Source organism: Nocardia veterana NBRC 100344 (assembly GCF_000308855.1).
Lineage (GTDB): Bacteria > Actinomycetota > Actinomycetes > Mycobacteriales > Mycobacteriaceae > Nocardia > Nocardia veterana.
In genome coordinates this window covers 1-14,813 of record NZ_BAGM01000110.1, presented here as the reverse complement: position 1 = coordinate 14,813, position 14,813 = coordinate 1, and the positions used below count along the sequence as shown (strand labels likewise).

General features: G+C 69.4%; 10 protein-coding genes. 2 read left to right on the top strand and 8 right to left on the bottom strand.

Annotated elements, in window-relative coordinates; all coding sequences use genetic code 11:
- Both ON37_RS33685 and ON37_RS20945 read right to left on the bottom strand, forming a co-directional pair.
- The coding region (locus ON37_RS33685; RefSeq protein WP_174362131.1) for a DUF6542 domain-containing protein at window positions 1–732 on the bottom strand (732 nt) is incomplete at its 3' end.
- A gap of 58 nt (window positions 733–790) precedes the next feature.
- Window positions 791–1,927, bottom strand: a complete 1,137-nt coding sequence (locus ON37_RS20945; protein WP_040721640.1) for a DNA recombination protein RmuC — start codon at window positions 1,925–1,927, stop codon at window positions 791–793.
- A gap of 215 nt (window positions 1,928–2,142) precedes the next feature.
- Between ON37_RS20945 and ON37_RS20940 the strand changes: the two genes are divergently transcribed.
- The gene (locus ON37_RS20940) at window positions 2,143–3,327 is read left to right on the top strand and encodes an exonuclease SbcCD subunit D (RefSeq protein WP_040721639.1); all 1,185 of its coding nucleotides are present in this window, start codon (window positions 2,143–2,145) and stop codon (window positions 3,325–3,327) included.
- A gap of 25 nt (window positions 3,328–3,352) precedes the next feature.
- Window positions 3,353–6,763, top strand: coding sequence for an AAA family ATPase (locus tag ON37_RS20935; protein WP_040721638.1), 3,411 nt, complete (start codon window positions 3,353–3,355; stop codon window positions 6,761–6,763).
- A 40-nt stretch (window positions 6,764–6,803) separates the two neighbouring features.
- Here ON37_RS20935 and ON37_RS20930 read toward each other — a convergent pair whose 3' ends face one another.
- The 6 genes from ON37_RS20930 to ON37_RS20905 all read right to left on the bottom strand — a co-directional run bounded on the left by ON37_RS20930 (window position 6,804) and on the right by ON37_RS20905 (window position 14,729).
- Window positions 6,804–8,303 (bottom strand): carboxylesterase/lipase family protein, encoded by a 1,500-nt coding sequence (locus tag ON37_RS20930; RefSeq protein WP_051031853.1) that lies wholly within the window; start codon window positions 8,301–8,303, stop codon window positions 6,804–6,806.
- Between the two features lie 75 nt (window positions 8,304–8,378).
- Window positions 8,379–8,894, bottom strand: a complete 516-nt coding sequence (locus ON37_RS20925) for a methylated-DNA--[protein]-cysteine S-methyltransferase (RefSeq protein WP_040721637.1) — start codon at window positions 8,892–8,894, stop codon at window positions 8,379–8,381.
- Window positions 8,891–10,558, bottom strand: coding sequence for an AlkA N-terminal domain-containing protein (locus tag ON37_RS20920; protein ID WP_373282065.1), 1,668 nt, complete (start codon window positions 10,556–10,558; stop codon window positions 8,891–8,893). The genes ON37_RS20925 and ON37_RS20920 overlap by 4 nt, the downstream gene beginning before the upstream one ends.
- 385 nt (window positions 10,559–10,943) lie before the next feature.
- Complete coding sequence (locus ON37_RS34260) at window positions 10,944–11,123, bottom strand: YbdD/YjiX family protein (RefSeq protein WP_040721636.1); 180 nt, start codon at window positions 11,121–11,123, stop codon at window positions 10,944–10,946.
- A 65-nt stretch (window positions 11,124–11,188) separates the two neighbouring features.
- Window positions 11,189–13,483 (bottom strand): carbon starvation CstA family protein, encoded by a 2,295-nt coding sequence (locus ON37_RS20910; RefSeq protein WP_040721635.1) that lies wholly within the window; start codon window positions 13,481–13,483, stop codon window positions 11,189–11,191.
- A 292-nt stretch (window positions 13,484–13,775) separates the two neighbouring features.
- Window positions 13,776–14,729, bottom strand: coding sequence for a helix-turn-helix transcriptional regulator (locus ON37_RS20905; RefSeq protein WP_040721634.1), 954 nt, complete (start codon window positions 14,727–14,729; stop codon window positions 13,776–13,778).
- Window positions 14,730–14,813 lie beyond the last annotated feature (84 nt).

The following is a 14,813-nucleotide window of genomic DNA, read 5'->3' as shown; positions in this document are numbered from 1 at the left end:
GGCGGAAACCCGCGGCGGCCGCTCGGCGACCTTCTCGGCGACTTTTCCGCCCGCACGCCGCGCGGCCCGCGCGGCTTCCGGCTCCGCCGACCGCTTGGCCGTCGCGCGCCCGGCGGCGTCACCGCGCTTGGCGGTCTTGGTGGCCTGCGTGCCATGCTTCTGGCTCCGGGACGTGCCACGCAACGTCTCCCCGGCTCCGGCCTCGCCGCGGGCCCGCCGTGCCCGACCGGCCGCCGAGCGCGGATTCCAGCTGTCGCTACCCCGGCGTTCCCGAGTCGGCCTGCCGCCGGTCTCGGCATTGCGGTGCAACCACACCCGCAGCGCGCCGACGCCGAGGACCAGCACGGTGGCGAGGGCCATGGTCGGGAATCTGTTCACCAGCGGTATCGCCAGGTTCAGCAGGACGTCCTTCACCGAGGTCGAACTGCGGCCGGTCAGCTGCTGATAGGCCAGCGGGACGGCGATGAACAGCAGTAGCGGCGGTGTCACCATGGTGGTGAACAGGCCGCGATAGCGCACCACGCATGCCGCGATCAGACATCCGATGATGTAGAACGCGGCGAACACATGGGTCAGCTCCTTGCCGCTGTTTCCGGAGTCGATGAAGAATCCGATGAAAGTGCACGCCACCGCGATCAACACCGCGGCGCCGGCGGGGACACCGGGCACCGAGGGGACGATCGAGAGGTGCGAGGCGGGTACATCGGATCGCTCGCGTTGGGTAGCTGCCACGTAGAGCACACTATCTGCCGCGGCCGGAACGTGTGTCGAGGCCGGGCGGGGGCCGGAGTTACTCGTTGGTGTCCGAGAAGCCTACCGCGCGTGGCCAGGACTGGACGGGAGCAATTGCCGGGACGGCCCGGTCGCCGATGTCGAGCTCGTGCAGACGGCGCGCGGTGACCATGACCCGCGACTCGATCGAGGCGACTGTGTGGTTGAAAGCGTCGACGGCCTTACCGAGTTGGGTGCCCAGCTTGTCGAGATGGGCTCCGGTCGTGGACAGACGGGTGTACAACTCGCGGCCGAGTTGCTGAACGGTTGCCATGTCCCGCGACAAGGCTTCCTGCCGCCAACCGAAGGCGACCGTGCGCAGTAATGCGATCAGAGTCGTCGGCGTTGCGAGGATCACATTGCGGCCGAACGCGTATTCGAGAAGTCCCGCATCGGCGGTCAGCGCGGCGTCGAGGAACGGATCGCCGGGGATGAACAGCACCACGAACTCCGGGCTGGGATCGAAGGCCTCCCAGTAGGCCTTGGCGGCCAACTGGTCGACATGTGCCCGCAGATGTTTGGCGTGCCGGGCCAGATGTTCGGTACGCCGGGCCGGGTCCGTCTCACCGGTGGCGTCCAGATACGCGGTCAGTGGGACCTTGGCGTCGACCACCAGGTGGCGATCTCCGGCCAGGCGAACGACCAGATCGGGCCGGATGCTGCCGTCCCGACCGGTTCCGGTGACCTGGGTGTCGAAATCGCAGTGTTTGGCCATGCCCGCCAGTTCGACCACCCGCTCGAGCTGTACCTCGCCCCAGCGGCCGCGCACCTGTGGCGCGCGCAGCGCGGAGACCAGCTGTCCGGTCTGGGTGGACAGCTGCTGCGAGATCCGCTGCATCCCCGCAACCTGTTCGCGCAGGCCGGAATAGGCGTTGATCCGGTTGTGCTCGACCTGCCGGATGTGCTGATTCAGCGTGCCCAGGGCCTCGCGCAGTGGTTCGACCAGGGTGCCGATGGCCTGTGAATTGTGCCGTGCCGCATCGGCGCTCGCCGCGCCCAGGGACTGCCGCACCAACTGTTCGTTCTCGCGCAACGCGGCCAGCTGCGCCTCGGCCGCAGCGGCACGCTGCCCCGCTCGGGCGGCATGCCCCAGCCACCCGAGGCCCGCGCCGGCGCAGAACACCAACAACAACGCACACAGCATCGATGCGGTCATAGCCGAGATAGTGCCCGACGCCACCGACAAGTTCGTGGAGCCGGCAATTTCTCGGCATCGTCGCCCGGCCCTGAACACCCGGCCGAACCGGCCGTGAGCACCCCAACACGCCGGACACGCGGCAAACCGAAAATCGAGGTTCGAGGGCCGGGATCCGCGGCAGCGAACCGGAGGCGATTCCACACTGTCGGTGCGATGGCTTACCGTTTCGCGACATGCGGATGCTGCACACTTCGGACTGGCATATCGGCCGTACCTTTCACGGTGTCGACCTGCTGGCCGATCAGGCGCGCGCATTGGCCTCGATCGCCGAGCTGGTCGCCACCGAACGGGTGGATGTGGTCGTCGTGCCGGGCGATGTCTACGACCGGTCGATTCCCAGTGCGGATGCGATCGCCGTGTGCAACAAGGGCTTCGAGGCGATCCGGGAGGCCGGCGCGGTGATCGTCGCGACTTCCGGTAACCACGATTCGCCGACCCGGCTGGGTGCGCTGGGCAGCTTCGCGGCGGCCGGTGGCCTGCATCTGCGGACCTCGGTGGCCGAGATCGATCGGCCGGTGCTGCTGTCGGACGAGTTCGGCCCGGTCGCCTGTTACGGCATCCCTTATCTGGAACCGGAGATCACCCGCGCGGAACTCGGTGTGCCGCAAGCGCGCTCACACGCCGAAATCCTGGACGCCGCCATGGCCCGGATCCGCGCGGATCGGCGCCGTCGCGGCGAACCGCGGACGGTGGTGTTGGCACATGCCTTCGTCGTCGGTGCGGAGGCGACCGGGTCGGAGCGTTCGATCGCGGTCGGTGGGGTGGAGACGGTGCCGATGAGCGCCTTCGACGGGATGGATTACGTGGCGCTGGGACATCTGCATTCGCCGCAGACGCTCTCCGAGTCGGTGCGGTATTCCGGTTCACCGCTGCCGTATTCGTTCGCGGAGCGGTCTCACCACAAGGCGGTGTGGATCCTCGAGCTGGACGGTTCGGGCGTGGCATCGGTGCGCCGCCACGATCTACCGGTGGTGCGCGGCCTGCGCCAGCTGACCGGACCGCTGGACGAACTGCTGACCGAGCCCGCCTACGCCGACGCCGTGGACGATTACGTCTCGGCAGTGCTCACCGACCACGCGCGTCCGGTGGACGCGTTGCGCCGGCTGCGGGAACGCTTTCCGCACGCGGTCCATGTGGAATGGTCTCGGCCGCAGGGCGATACCGAATTGCGCTATCGAGAGCGAGTGCACGGTCGCGGGGACGGTGAGATCGCGCGTAGTTTCCTCACCGACGTCCGTGGCGAGCCGACCCCGGGGGAGATGATGCTGATCGAGCAGGCGCTGGCCGCCGCCCGCCGCGAACCGGCGGCGGAATTCGCGGTGGCACGCACCCTCGCCGACGAGGAGCTGTCGGCGTGAGCGGCCGGCCTCGGGCGGTGGCGGCGTGAGGCTGCATCGGCTGGAGCTCACCGCATTCGGCCCGTTCGCCGAAACGGCCCGGGTGGATTTCGACGAGCTCGGCGCCGACGGTTTGTTTCTGCTGCACGGACATACCGGCGCGGGTAAGACGACGGTGCTGGATGCGATCGCCTTCGCGCTCTACGGCCGGGTTCCGGGGGCGCGCGGGGAGAGTAAGCGGTTGCATTCCGACCACGCCGACCCGCATACCCCGCCGCGGGTCGTACTGGAGGCCACGCTCGGCGGGCGACGCCTGCGTTTGACGCGGTCGCCGGAGTTCGAACGGCCGAAGAAGCGCGGCGTCGGTACCCGGATCGAACAGGCCGCGGCGACCCTGGAATGGCTGGACGGCCGTGGGCAGCACCTGTCCCGCATCCCCGATATCGGCGACGAGGTGACTCGGCTGCTGGGGATGAGCGCCGATCAGTTCTTCCAGGTGGTCTTGTTGCCGCAGGGCGATTTCGCCCGCTTTCTGCGGTCGGACAACGAGGATCGGGAGAAGCTGCTCGAGCGCCTGTTCGATACCGAACGCTTCGGAACCGCCGAGCAGTGGCTGGCGCAGCGGCGCCGCGACAGCGCCGCGCAACTGGACAGTCATCGGCAGGGCGTGGATCGCCTGATCGCGCAGGTAGCCGTTACCGCGGGCCTGGGCGCGACCGAGACAGCCGGGCCACTGGAGGCCGTGGAATGGTCCGAGCGGCTGATCACCGAGGCGCGGGCGGAGGCCGAGCGGGCCGCTGCGGAACTGCGGCGCTGCCGAGAACTTTCCGCGGAGCTGGTCGCGACCGCCGACGAACAGCGCCGGCTGCGGGAGCGGCGCGAGCGGGCGATGCAGGCGCGTCGTCAACTCGAGGAATTCGCGGCCGGTGCCGCCGAACGTGAACGGCTGCAGGCGGATCTGGAACGCGCGCGCCGGGTGGAGCCGGTGGCCGTTGCCCTCGACGAGGCCCGGACCGCGGCCGTGGCGCTGCGGCGCCGCGACGACGATGTGGCCGAACTCGCCGAACGACTCGCCGCTCGGCTGCTGGAACCGGAGAGCGCGGAACTGCCCGGAACATCGTGGGCGGCGGCCGATCTCGCGTCGGGGGAGCTGCACGGTACGGAAACGGCCGAGGAACTGTCGGCCCTGTGCGAGCCGGAGGCGCAGGATGCTTCCTCTGTCGATCGCGCCGCCGCGAGCAGGTCCGCGCCCGGACCCGAGGCCGAGTTGTCCGGCGACGGTGCGAAGCTCACCGACACCTTGTTCGAGATCGTGCTCGACCAGCCCGACGCACCCGTGCGGGTCGACGAACCCGTCGAGTTGGAGTTGTTCTCCGTCACCGTCACCCAGGCTGCCGAAGCGGCCGAGGCGTCGCCCACGGAAGGTGCGGTCGCCACGGAGGGTTCCGGGAACGAGGCCGTCGCCGCCGACGACAACGGCACCGACGGCAGTGCGCCGCGGGGCATCGACGCCGCCGTACAACGCTGGTCCGCGCATATCGGGTCGCTCGAAGAGATTCGCAGCGACGCCGAATCCGCCGGTCGGCTGTCGGCGGAACTCGCCGAACTTCGCGCCGAGTACGCGGACGCGACCGCGCAGCTGGCCCGGCTGACCGAGCACCGCGAGCAGTTGCCGCGCGCCATCGCCACGGCCGAAGCGTCGTTGCGCACGGCCGCCGATGCGAAGGCCGCACTACCGGGCCTCGAACGCGAGTGTGAACGGGCCCGCGCCGCGGTCCAGGCCGCGGTCGACCTGATTCGGCTGCGAACGGAATTGGCGAGCGCCGAGGCGGAATTCGAGCAGGCGCGTGCCGCCCACGCCGACGCGCGGGAACGCACCCTGGACATCCGGGAGCGGCGGCTGGCCGGAATGGCGGCGGAACTGGCCGGAGCGCTGCGGCCGGGGCAGCCGTGCGGCGTCTGTGGTTCCACCGACCATCCGGCCCCGGCGCAGCCGACCGACGAGACCGTGGCCGAATCCGCGGAGGCCGAGGCCGTCCGGGCGGAACGGGCCGCCGAGCAGCTACGCGACCGAATCCTCACCCGCCGAACGGAATTGGAGCGCCAGGTCGACCTGCTGATCGAGCGCGGTGGTGACGGTGATCCGGCCGATCTGGCCGCTGCCCTGGATGCGGCGACCGAACGGTTTCGAACCGCCCGGCGGGATGCCGCCGCCGCCGACGAACTCACCGCCGAGGTGGCGCGGCTGCGCGCCGCCGAGACCGAGTCGAACACCCGGCTACGGGATCTGGAGAGCCGGCGCAGCGCGGTGCAGGAACGAATTCTCGCCCACGACCGCCGGCTGGCGGAGCTCACCGAGCGGATGCGGGTCGCCGCGGGCGCCGACGGCACGGTGGAACGTCGCCGGGCACGGTTGCAGGGACTGATCGCCGATGCGAGCGAGCTGCGCACCGCCCGGGCGGAGGCGATCGCGGCGCGCGATCGGTTCGCCGATCTCGCCCGCCGCGTGGAGCAGGCGGCCCGCGCCGCCGATCTTCCGGTAGCAGGAAGCGACACCGCCGGGCCGTCGGCGACGCCGGACACCGCCGCCCTGGCCGCCTACGCGAAAGACGTTGCGGCCGTATCTCGGTCGGCGCAACAGCAAGCGGCCATGGAGGCCGAGCTGGTGGCCGCCGACCGGCAGCGCACACACGCCGAAGCGGTGCTCGCCGAGCCCGAGGTGCGTGCGGCCGCCGAGGCGACACCCGTCGACCCGGCGGAACTGGAGGCGGCCGTGGCCGCCGCCCGGCGCGCACTGGACGCCGCGGTCGCCGCACACGCCGACCGCACTCGCCGCGTCGCTCAACTCGAAGAGCTCGGCAGTCAGTTGTGGGCGGCGGCGGATCGGCTCGCGCCGCTGGAACGCGCACATGCCGAACTGGCGGAACTCGCGGAGGTGGTGGCCGGCCGGGGCACGAACAATCGCCGGATGTCGCTGCGGTCCTATGTGCTCGCGGCACGCCTGGAGGAGGTCGCCGTCGCCGGCTCGGCACGCCTGCGCCGAATGTCGGGCGGTCGGTACGAGTTCGTCCACACCGACGCCGCCGGTCCGCGGGGCCGCCGCGGCGGGCTCGGCCTGGACATCCGTGACGACTACACCGGCGCGGTCCGCCCGGCGAAAACCCTCTCCGGAGGGGAGACCTTCATGGCGTCACTGTCGCTGGCGCTGGGACTGGCCGATGTGGTCGCCGCCGAATCCGGGGGTCTGGTCCTGGACACCCTGTTCATCGATGAGGGCTTCGGCAGTCTCGACGCCGACACGCTCGATGCCGTCATGGGCGTGCTGGACGAATTGCGTTCCGGCGGCCGGGTTGTCGGCGTGGTGAGCCACGTCGACGAGATGCGACAGCGCATCCCCAGTCGGCTGCACGTCATCCGCGAACCCGACGGGTCGAAGCTACGGACCGTCGTGGCCTGAAACCGGTTGCCCGAACCCGGCCGCCCGAACCGATCGAAGGTCAGGTCGCGCTGCGGCGCCCCGAGGCCCGCAGCGCCCGCAGCTCCTCGGCACGGGGGTCGGCCACCGTCGCCGAGGTGGGATGGTCGAAGATCCGGACCCGGCGCTGTTCGTCGAACGGTTCCCACCCCGGGTCGCCGTGAGTGGCGAAATGCACCCACGCCCGGTGGATCTCGTCGGCGAGCGGCTGTGGCGGGTTCGGCCCGGTCAACGGCTCTGCCTCGGCGAGTTTGTCGAAGACGAACGGCACCTCCAGGACGTGGCAGGCGCCCAGATCGGGAACCCCGCTGCGCCAGCCGAATTCGTAGACATGGGTCGGCGCACCGGCGGCCGCGTTGAGCTCGGCGATGCGCAGCGAATCGTCCCGGAACACGACGTCGGTGATCACCGCGGCGAAGATGTCGGCCGGTGTGGCCTGCGGCCGCTGGGCGGCGTAGACATCCGCGACGGCGGGGTCGACGCCGTAGCGGGCGAGCACGGGGCCGAGCGTGTCGGCCGTGACCGCGGCCGCGATCCCGGTGGGGAAGGTGAAGAACCGGAATTCTTCGGCTGTCCAGCCGATGAGCAACGGGACCGCGCACTCGGCGCTCCGGGCGAGTACATCGACCGGGCGGTCCTCGATCAGTTCGCCGTCGATCACCGGGAAGAAGCTGAGTAGGCCCATCCCGTTCGAAATGATCGAGGGCCCCCACCGCTGCGGGTCGGGATCGGTCATCAACTCCAGCGCCACCGCATCCTGCGCGGTGCGCAACCGATCCGGTCCGAGCTCGCCGAAGGCCGCGACCGTCGGCTCGATTCCCAAAGTGCCGGCGAGATTTTCGGCGACCTTGGCCGCGTCCTCCGCGGTCGCTACCGCCGACCCGTTGCCGCTCTGCACGATGGCGCGGCGGAACAGGCCACGCGCGGGCGGGGCGGCGATCAGGTTCACCACGCTCATCCCGCCGGCCGATTCGCCGAAGATGGTGACATTGTCCGGATCACCACCGAAGGCGGCGATATTGTCCCGCACCCATTGCAGCGCGAAGATCTGATCGCGCAGGCCGCGGTTGAGCGGAGCGCCCGGCACGGCGGCGAATCCCGAGATCCCGAGCCGGTAGTTGATCGACACCACCACGACCCCGTCGCGGGCGAAGGTACTGCCGTCGTACATCGTGCGCGCGTTGGAGCCGCGGGTGAACGCGCCACCGTGGATCCACACCAGGACCGGTAGGCCGGAACCACCCACATCGGGTGTCCAGACGTTCAGGTTCAGATACTCGTCGCCGGGCAGCCCGTCACTGCCGATCAGGGCATGAATCGGCGCCGGATACGGTGACTGCGCGCAGGTCGGGCCGTAGCTCAGCGCGTCCCGCACGCCGTCCCATTCCGGCACCGGCCGGGGCAGGTCGAACCGGGCCGGGCCGACCGGAGCGGCCGCATAGGGGATGCCGAGAAATGTGCTGATCGCCGTGTCGGTGACACCGCGCACCTTGCCGCCGCTGACGGGCACGATCGTTTCCATACCGAACTCCTTCGTCGTCTGCGCATTCTGCCCGGTGGCGCCGGCGCGCGCGGCGAAGTCGCCCGACACGACGGGTCAGTACAAGGTGCGGGTGCCGGTCTCGTGGGCGAGCAACCAACGCTTGCACGCCAGGCCCCACCGGAACCCGCCGAGGCTGCCGTCGGTGCGCAGGATGCGATGACACGGGACGAACAGCGCCGCGGCGTTGCGCGCGCAGGCGTTGGCCGCGGCGCGCACCGCATCGGGGCGGCCGGACCGGTCCGCGAAGGCGGTGTAGGTGATCGGCGTTCCGGCCGGCACCGCGCGCAGGATCTGCCAGGCGTGTTCGAGGAACGGGCCCGACTGCTGCCGGACCACCACGTCGTCGATGGCCCGCAGGTCGCCCTGGTGGTACTGCTCGACGGCATCGGTGATCTCGTCGAGCGCGTCGTATCGGCGCAGGGCCGAGGGTCGCAGCCGGGGATGGATCAGACCCCGCAGATTCTCCGCATCCGCGGTCCAGCCGGAGGCGAGGACCGCACCGTCGGCGTCGACGATCACCGTGAACGGTCCGACCGGGCTGGGGACCGTCGCATAGTCGCCGGCGCTCATCGCCGCGCGCTCGGGGCTGCTGCCGTCCGGCGGGCGAATTGCCCCTCGATCAGGTTCCGCCCGCCCGACGCTTCAGCGACGGTGATCCCGTTTCGCGCGACCTCCGGGCGCAGTTCGTATGCGGGGCGAGCGCCACGCGCGGGCCGGGCGGCATCGTCGCGCCCCGCCGGCGATCCGTTGCCGCGCGGGAAGGCAGCGGGCCGGGCGAGCGCGCCGGCCGCGGCGGAGCGTTCGGCCAGTGCGCGTTTCCACAGGTGCATCGACAGATAGGAGCGCCAGGGCGCCCACCGCGCGGTATCGGTGAGATCGATGCCGTAGTGCGCCGCGCCCTGGCGGACCACCAGATCGGTGTGCAACAGGATGTCGGGATCGGCGAGCAGGCGCATGGTGACATAGTCGGCCGTCCACGGCCCCACCCCGTCCAGGGCGAGCAGGTCTCGGCGCACATCGGCCGCGGTGCGTCCCGCATGCAGCCGGAGTTCGCCGGAGGCCAGCGCCCTGGCCGCGGCCATGATCGACGCGATGCGCCGGGCGGGGCCGGTCAGCACATCGGCACCGCGTTCGGCGATGGCCTCGGCCGTGGGGAACAGCCGCGGCATCGGTCCGCCGATGTTCTCGCCGAGGGCGTCGACCAGGCGGGCGGTGTGTGTGGTCGCGGCCGATACCGAGATCTGCTGACCGATCATGGTGCGCAGCAACAACTCCGGGCCGTCGAGGCAGCCCGGCACCCGGATTCCGGGGGTGATCGGCGTACCGGTGCCGAACCCTTCGGTGAGGGCGGCGTCGATGCCGACCGGATCGGCGTCCAGGTCCAGCAGGTGCCGCAGGCGGGCCACGGTCGGCGCGAGATCACGCATATCGTGCAGCGCCAGTTCGGCCCGCACATGTCCGGGATGAATACTGGCGCGAACCGTCGCGTGCCCGTGCGGCGTGCGAAGGCTGCGGGTGTAGACGCCGTCCTCCCAGCTTTCCAGTCCGGGGACGGCGTGGGCGGACAGGAACCATTCCAGCCAGCCGGCATCGAGCGGTTCTCGATAGGGCAGCCGCAGCGTGAGGGTTCCGTTGGTGGCGGGCAGGGCATCGCCGCGCATTCGGCGTGCCTCCTCGCGCAGCACCGTCGGGCTCACCACGAAGACCTCGCGCACGGTGTCGTTGAACTGCCGGATACTGGCGAATCCGGCGGCGAATGCGATGTCGGACATCGGCATTCGCGTCGTCTGGATGAGCAGCCGGGCGGTGTGGGCGCGGTGGGCGCGGGCCAGCGCGAGCGGTCCGGCACCGAGTTCGGCGGTGAGTACCCGGGTGAGCTGGCGCTGCGAATAGCCGAGCTTGTCGGCCAGTCCGGGCACCCCGCTGCGTTCGATCACCCCGTCGGCGATCAGTCGCATCGCCCGGGCCGCCAGATCGGCGCGGGTGTTCCACAGTGGTGAGCCCGGTGCGGCGTCGGGCAGACAGCGCCGGCAGGCGCGAAACCCGCTCTGCTGAGCGGCCGCGGCCGTGGGGAGGAACGTGACGTTCGTACGCTTCGGAGTGATAGCAGGACACGATGGCCGACAGTAGATTCCGGTGGTGCGCACCGCCGTGACGAACTGCCCGTCGAACCGGGCATCGCGGGTGGCCACCGCTCGATAACAGCGCTCGAAGTCCAGACCGTTCACACTCACGTGGTCCACCTTGTCAGCCCGAGGCCGCCCGCGCTAGCGGGAAATGGACAACTACCCCGAATGAACAACGTTTCAGCGACATAGCCACGAGCTATCACTGCACCGACTGCTGAGAGCTATCGGACATAACCGCCGACAAACGGGCTATTGGGCAGCGTCACAACGTTTTCCGTCATCGGCTGGGCGCGAACGGGCGCGAATGCCTGCCTTCGGTATGGACCGAGTCCGGGCAGCGCGGTGCGCCGAACCCGAGCGACGAGCGTGGCCCTGTTCCGGGCACGGCCGGCAATCACCTGGATACCGTGGCGAGCCCGCGACGGAACAGGCCGGAGCCGGCGCGAACTCGCCGGACGCTGTCCGGCGCATCCGAACACGACGCACCGGTTCAGCAGCAGCGGGTCCCGGGATTGCGGTCGGCGGCGGCGTGGCGCTCGCGCCAGTACTCGCTTTCGCTCGGGATCGGCCGGTCGGGGTGCACCCGACGCAGATGTGCCACATAGCGGGCGTAGTCCTGTCCGCCCAGGACGGCGTTCAGGTACCGGGCGGCAGCGCGCGCCGCGCGCACCGGCGCGAGGAGAATCGCGGCGGCTCTGCGCTGCGAGCGCGCGCCGGTGGCAACGGATTCGGTTGCTACGTCGCGGGTTCCGGAGCCGGCGCGTGGGCTGCGCCCGGCACCTTCACCGCTCCCGCGCGTTCCAGTTCCGCCCATTCCCGTTGCACCTCCTTCTCCGCCTTGGTCGTCACGAAGCCCGAGGGGCCGAAGATCTCCGACGGCACCTCCGGGGTCTCGGTGGTCGTGCCGCCGCCGCGGCGAGCCGCTTGCACACACACGATCACCCCGACCAGCGCCACGATCAGCACCAGCACCGCGAAGACGATCGACAGGGTGCCCTGGATGAACGTGTTGCGAACCACCTTGTCCATATCGGCCATACTCTTCGCCGGTGCCAGCACCTTCCCGGCCTCGCGGGCGTCACTGTAGATGTGGTGCTGGGTCCAGTAGCCGATGTTCTTGTCGCCGGAGAAGATCTTCTGCCAGGAGGCCGTCATGGTGACGACGAGATCCCAGATCAGCGGCAGCGCCGGGATCCAGGCCCATTTCAGCAGCCCCTTCTTCACCACGATCACCAGCACCACGGTCAACGCCACCGCCGCCAGCAGCTGATTGGCGATACCGAACAGCGGATACAGCGTGTAGATGCCGCCGAGCGGGTCGGTGACACCCATCAGCAGCACCGAGCCCCAGGCCGCCACCACGAGGAACGTGCACAGCCACGCTCCGGGACGCCACGACGGATCCTTGAACTTACTTGCGGGTCCGCCCAGGTTGCCGAGAGTGTCGGAGAGCATGAAGCGCGCGACGCGCGTTCCGGCATCGATCGTGGTCAGGATGAACAACGCCTCGAACATGATCGCGAAGTGGTACCAGAACGACTTCATCGCGGTGCCGCCGATGAAGTTGTGCATCACCTCGGCCATACCGACCGCCAGCGTCGGCGCACCACCGGTGCGCGAATAGATGGCCTGCTCACCGACGTCGTGGGCGGCCTGGTTCAAGTCGCCGGCGGTGATCGGAGTACCGCCGAGCCCGAGCGAATTGACCTTGTCGGCGGCGGCCTGCGCGGTGGTGAGGCCACCGGTGTTCATCGCGAAGTACAGATGCTGGTCGAGAATGCTGGCGGCGATGATCGCCATCACGGCGACGAACGATTCCATCAGCATGCCGCCGTAGCCGATCATCCGTGCCTGCGACTGCTTTTCGAGCAACTTCGGTGTGGTTCCCGAGGACACCAGCGCGTGGAAGCCCGACAGCGCACCGCAGGCGATGGTGATGAACAGGAACGGGAACAGGCTGCCGGCGAACGCCGGGCCCTTCGAGTTGCCGGCGAACTGGGAGACCGCGGGGGCGTGCAGTACCGGCATGGTGATCACCACGCCCAGCGCCAGCAGCACGATCGTCCCGACCTTCATGAACGTCGACAGATAATCGCGCGGCGCCAGCAGCAGCCACACCGGCAACACCGAGGCGATGAAGCCGTAGATGATCAGCATCCACGCGATGGTGGTGCCCGACAGGGTGAACAGGTCACGGCCCCAGCCGGATTCCGACACCCAGCGCCCGGAGATGATCGCCAGCAGCAACAGCACGAAGCCGACGATCGAGATCTCGCCGACCTTGCCCGGCCGCACATACCGCAGATACAGACCCATCAGCACGGCGATCGGGATGGTCATGGAAATCGAGAACACACCCCAGGGGCTGCCGCCGTGCAGGTGCCCGTCGGCGCCCTTGGTGGCGGCCAGCGCGTTGACCACGACGATGCCCAGGACGGCCAGCAGGATCACCATGATCACCAGCACCGCGACCAGCGCCGCGATACCGCCGACCACGCCCAGCTCGTCGCGGGCCATCTGCCCGAGGCTGCGGCCGCGCCGCTTCACCGATGCCCACAGCACGAGGTAGTCCTGCACCGCACCGGCGAGCACCACGCCGATCACGATCCACAGCGTGCCCGGCAGATAACCCATCTGCGCCGCGAGTACCGGCCCGACCAGCGGTCCGGCGCCCGCGATGGCGGCGAAATGGTGACCGAACAGGACGCGCCGATCCATCGGCATGTAGTCCTTGCCGTTCTCCAATTCCTCGGCGGGGGTGGCGGTGTCGTCGCGCGGCTTGGTGATCTTCCACTCGATCAGCCGGGCGTAGAACTGGTAGGCGATGATGTAGGTACACACCGCCGCGATCACGATCCACACCGCGTTGACGTTCTCGCCGCGGGCGATGGCGAGAACGGCCCAGGCGACCGCGCCCACGACCGCGATCGCGGCGAATATCGCCTTCTTCGCCGGTGTGATGGGCCGACGATCCACGACTCCGACGGGAGGTAGGTCCGGTTCGGTTCGGAGGTATTCGATGGTCGCCATGCGAGCTACTCTCCCGTGCTGGTCTCGGTCCGATCGAGGACGAGCTACCCCCGCCCGGCCGGACATTCTGCGGAACTGACTCAACGTAGCCGAAACCCGCCGAACCGGGCGAGCCCCTGTCTCGAATCCGCACCCCGTCCATCCAACCGGCCGGACCGCGGCGCCCCGGACTCCATCGAGCCGGCCTGTGCGCGGAACACAACCTGCGCAAGCAGCCGGTGATCCGGGTGATCTACGACCGGCTGTTCCGAGCGGCATGCTCTGCACGGTCCGGTGTGCGGGTTCGGCAGGCTTATTCGGGCGTGACGGCCGTCGAATAGCGCCGCGCCAAGGTCCGGATGTGGTCCACGAGTTCGGGTGGTCCGTCGACTCGGAAGTCCATCATCAGCATGCTGAGATAGATCGCGATCGTCTCGAGGGTGTCGGCACCGGTGTACAACACGCAGGAGTGGTCGTCGATCGGTTCGACGACACCCACCGTCGGATTGATGCGGGTGATGACCGTCTCGGCGGATGCCGCGACGGTCACGCGAGCGTGCACTCGCCAACCGGCCCTGGAGATTTCACGCAGGACGAAGGCCACCAGGTCCTCGTCCGGTAGGGCACGGGCGGCGAAGTGGTGCGTTGTGGTTGTCACCTCGTCGAGAGAGGCCACGGGCAGCGCTCGCCAGCAATGGCTTTCGAGCGAATAGGCCACCAGGAACCAGCGGCGCTGCCAATTGATCAGTCGATACGGCTCGAGCCGTCCGCCGTCCACCTCGAGCGCTCGGGAGCCGCGGACGGCCGCAGCGATGGTGGCGAGCATCTCGGCCGGTACCGGGGCGTCGGGCTCGCGCGATCCGGTGACAGCGGGTCCGATCTCGGTTGCGGCGCGCAGTGCGGACACCTTGCGCTGCAAGCGAACCGGCAGAATTCGTTCCAGTTTCGCCAGTGCCCGCGCCACGTTCCGATCGATATCGGCGATTCCGGTGGACCCGTCCTCCGCGAGCCCGATCGCCACGGCAACCGCGACCGCTTCATCGTCGTCGAGCAGCAACGGCGGCATGGTCTTGCCCTGACCCAGTCGGTAGCCGCCGATCGCGCCCCGCTCGGCATGGACCGGATAACCGAGTTCCCGCAATCGCGCGATGTCCTGACGCAGCGTGCGGTCGGAGACCTTCAATCGGTGTGCCAGTTCTCGGCCCGTATAGGTGCGCTCCTGTAACAGCGACAGCAGCCGGAGCACCCGGGTTGTGGTGGAAGTCACAGAAGAACCGTTCCCCGCTCGCCGGTTATTAGGAAGAAAACAAGCCTAATTGGTCCATAGGCTCGGTTCGACGCCGAAACGACA

What these genes read in the sequence shown, in the direction of transcription:
- ON37_RS20945 (WP_040721640.1), bottom strand. Translation starts at nt 1,927, where the DNA reads ATGACCGCATCGATGCTGTGTGCGTTGTTGTTGGTGTTCTGCGCCGGC.
- ON37_RS20940 (WP_040721639.1), top strand. Translation starts at nt 2,143, where the DNA reads ATGCGGATGCTGCACACTTCGGACTGGCATATCGGCCGTACCTTTCAC.
- ON37_RS20930 (WP_051031853.1), bottom strand. Translation starts at nt 8,303, where the DNA reads ATGGAAACGATCGTGCCCGTCAGCGGCGGCAAGGTGCGCGGTGTCACC.
- ON37_RS20925 (WP_040721637.1), bottom strand. Translation starts at nt 8,894, where the DNA reads ATGAGCGCCGGCGACTATGCGACGGTCCCCAGCCCGGTCGGACCGTTC.
- ON37_RS20910 (WP_040721635.1), bottom strand. Translation starts at nt 13,483, where the DNA reads ATGGCGACCATCGAATACCTCCGAACCGAACCGGACCTACCTCCCGTC.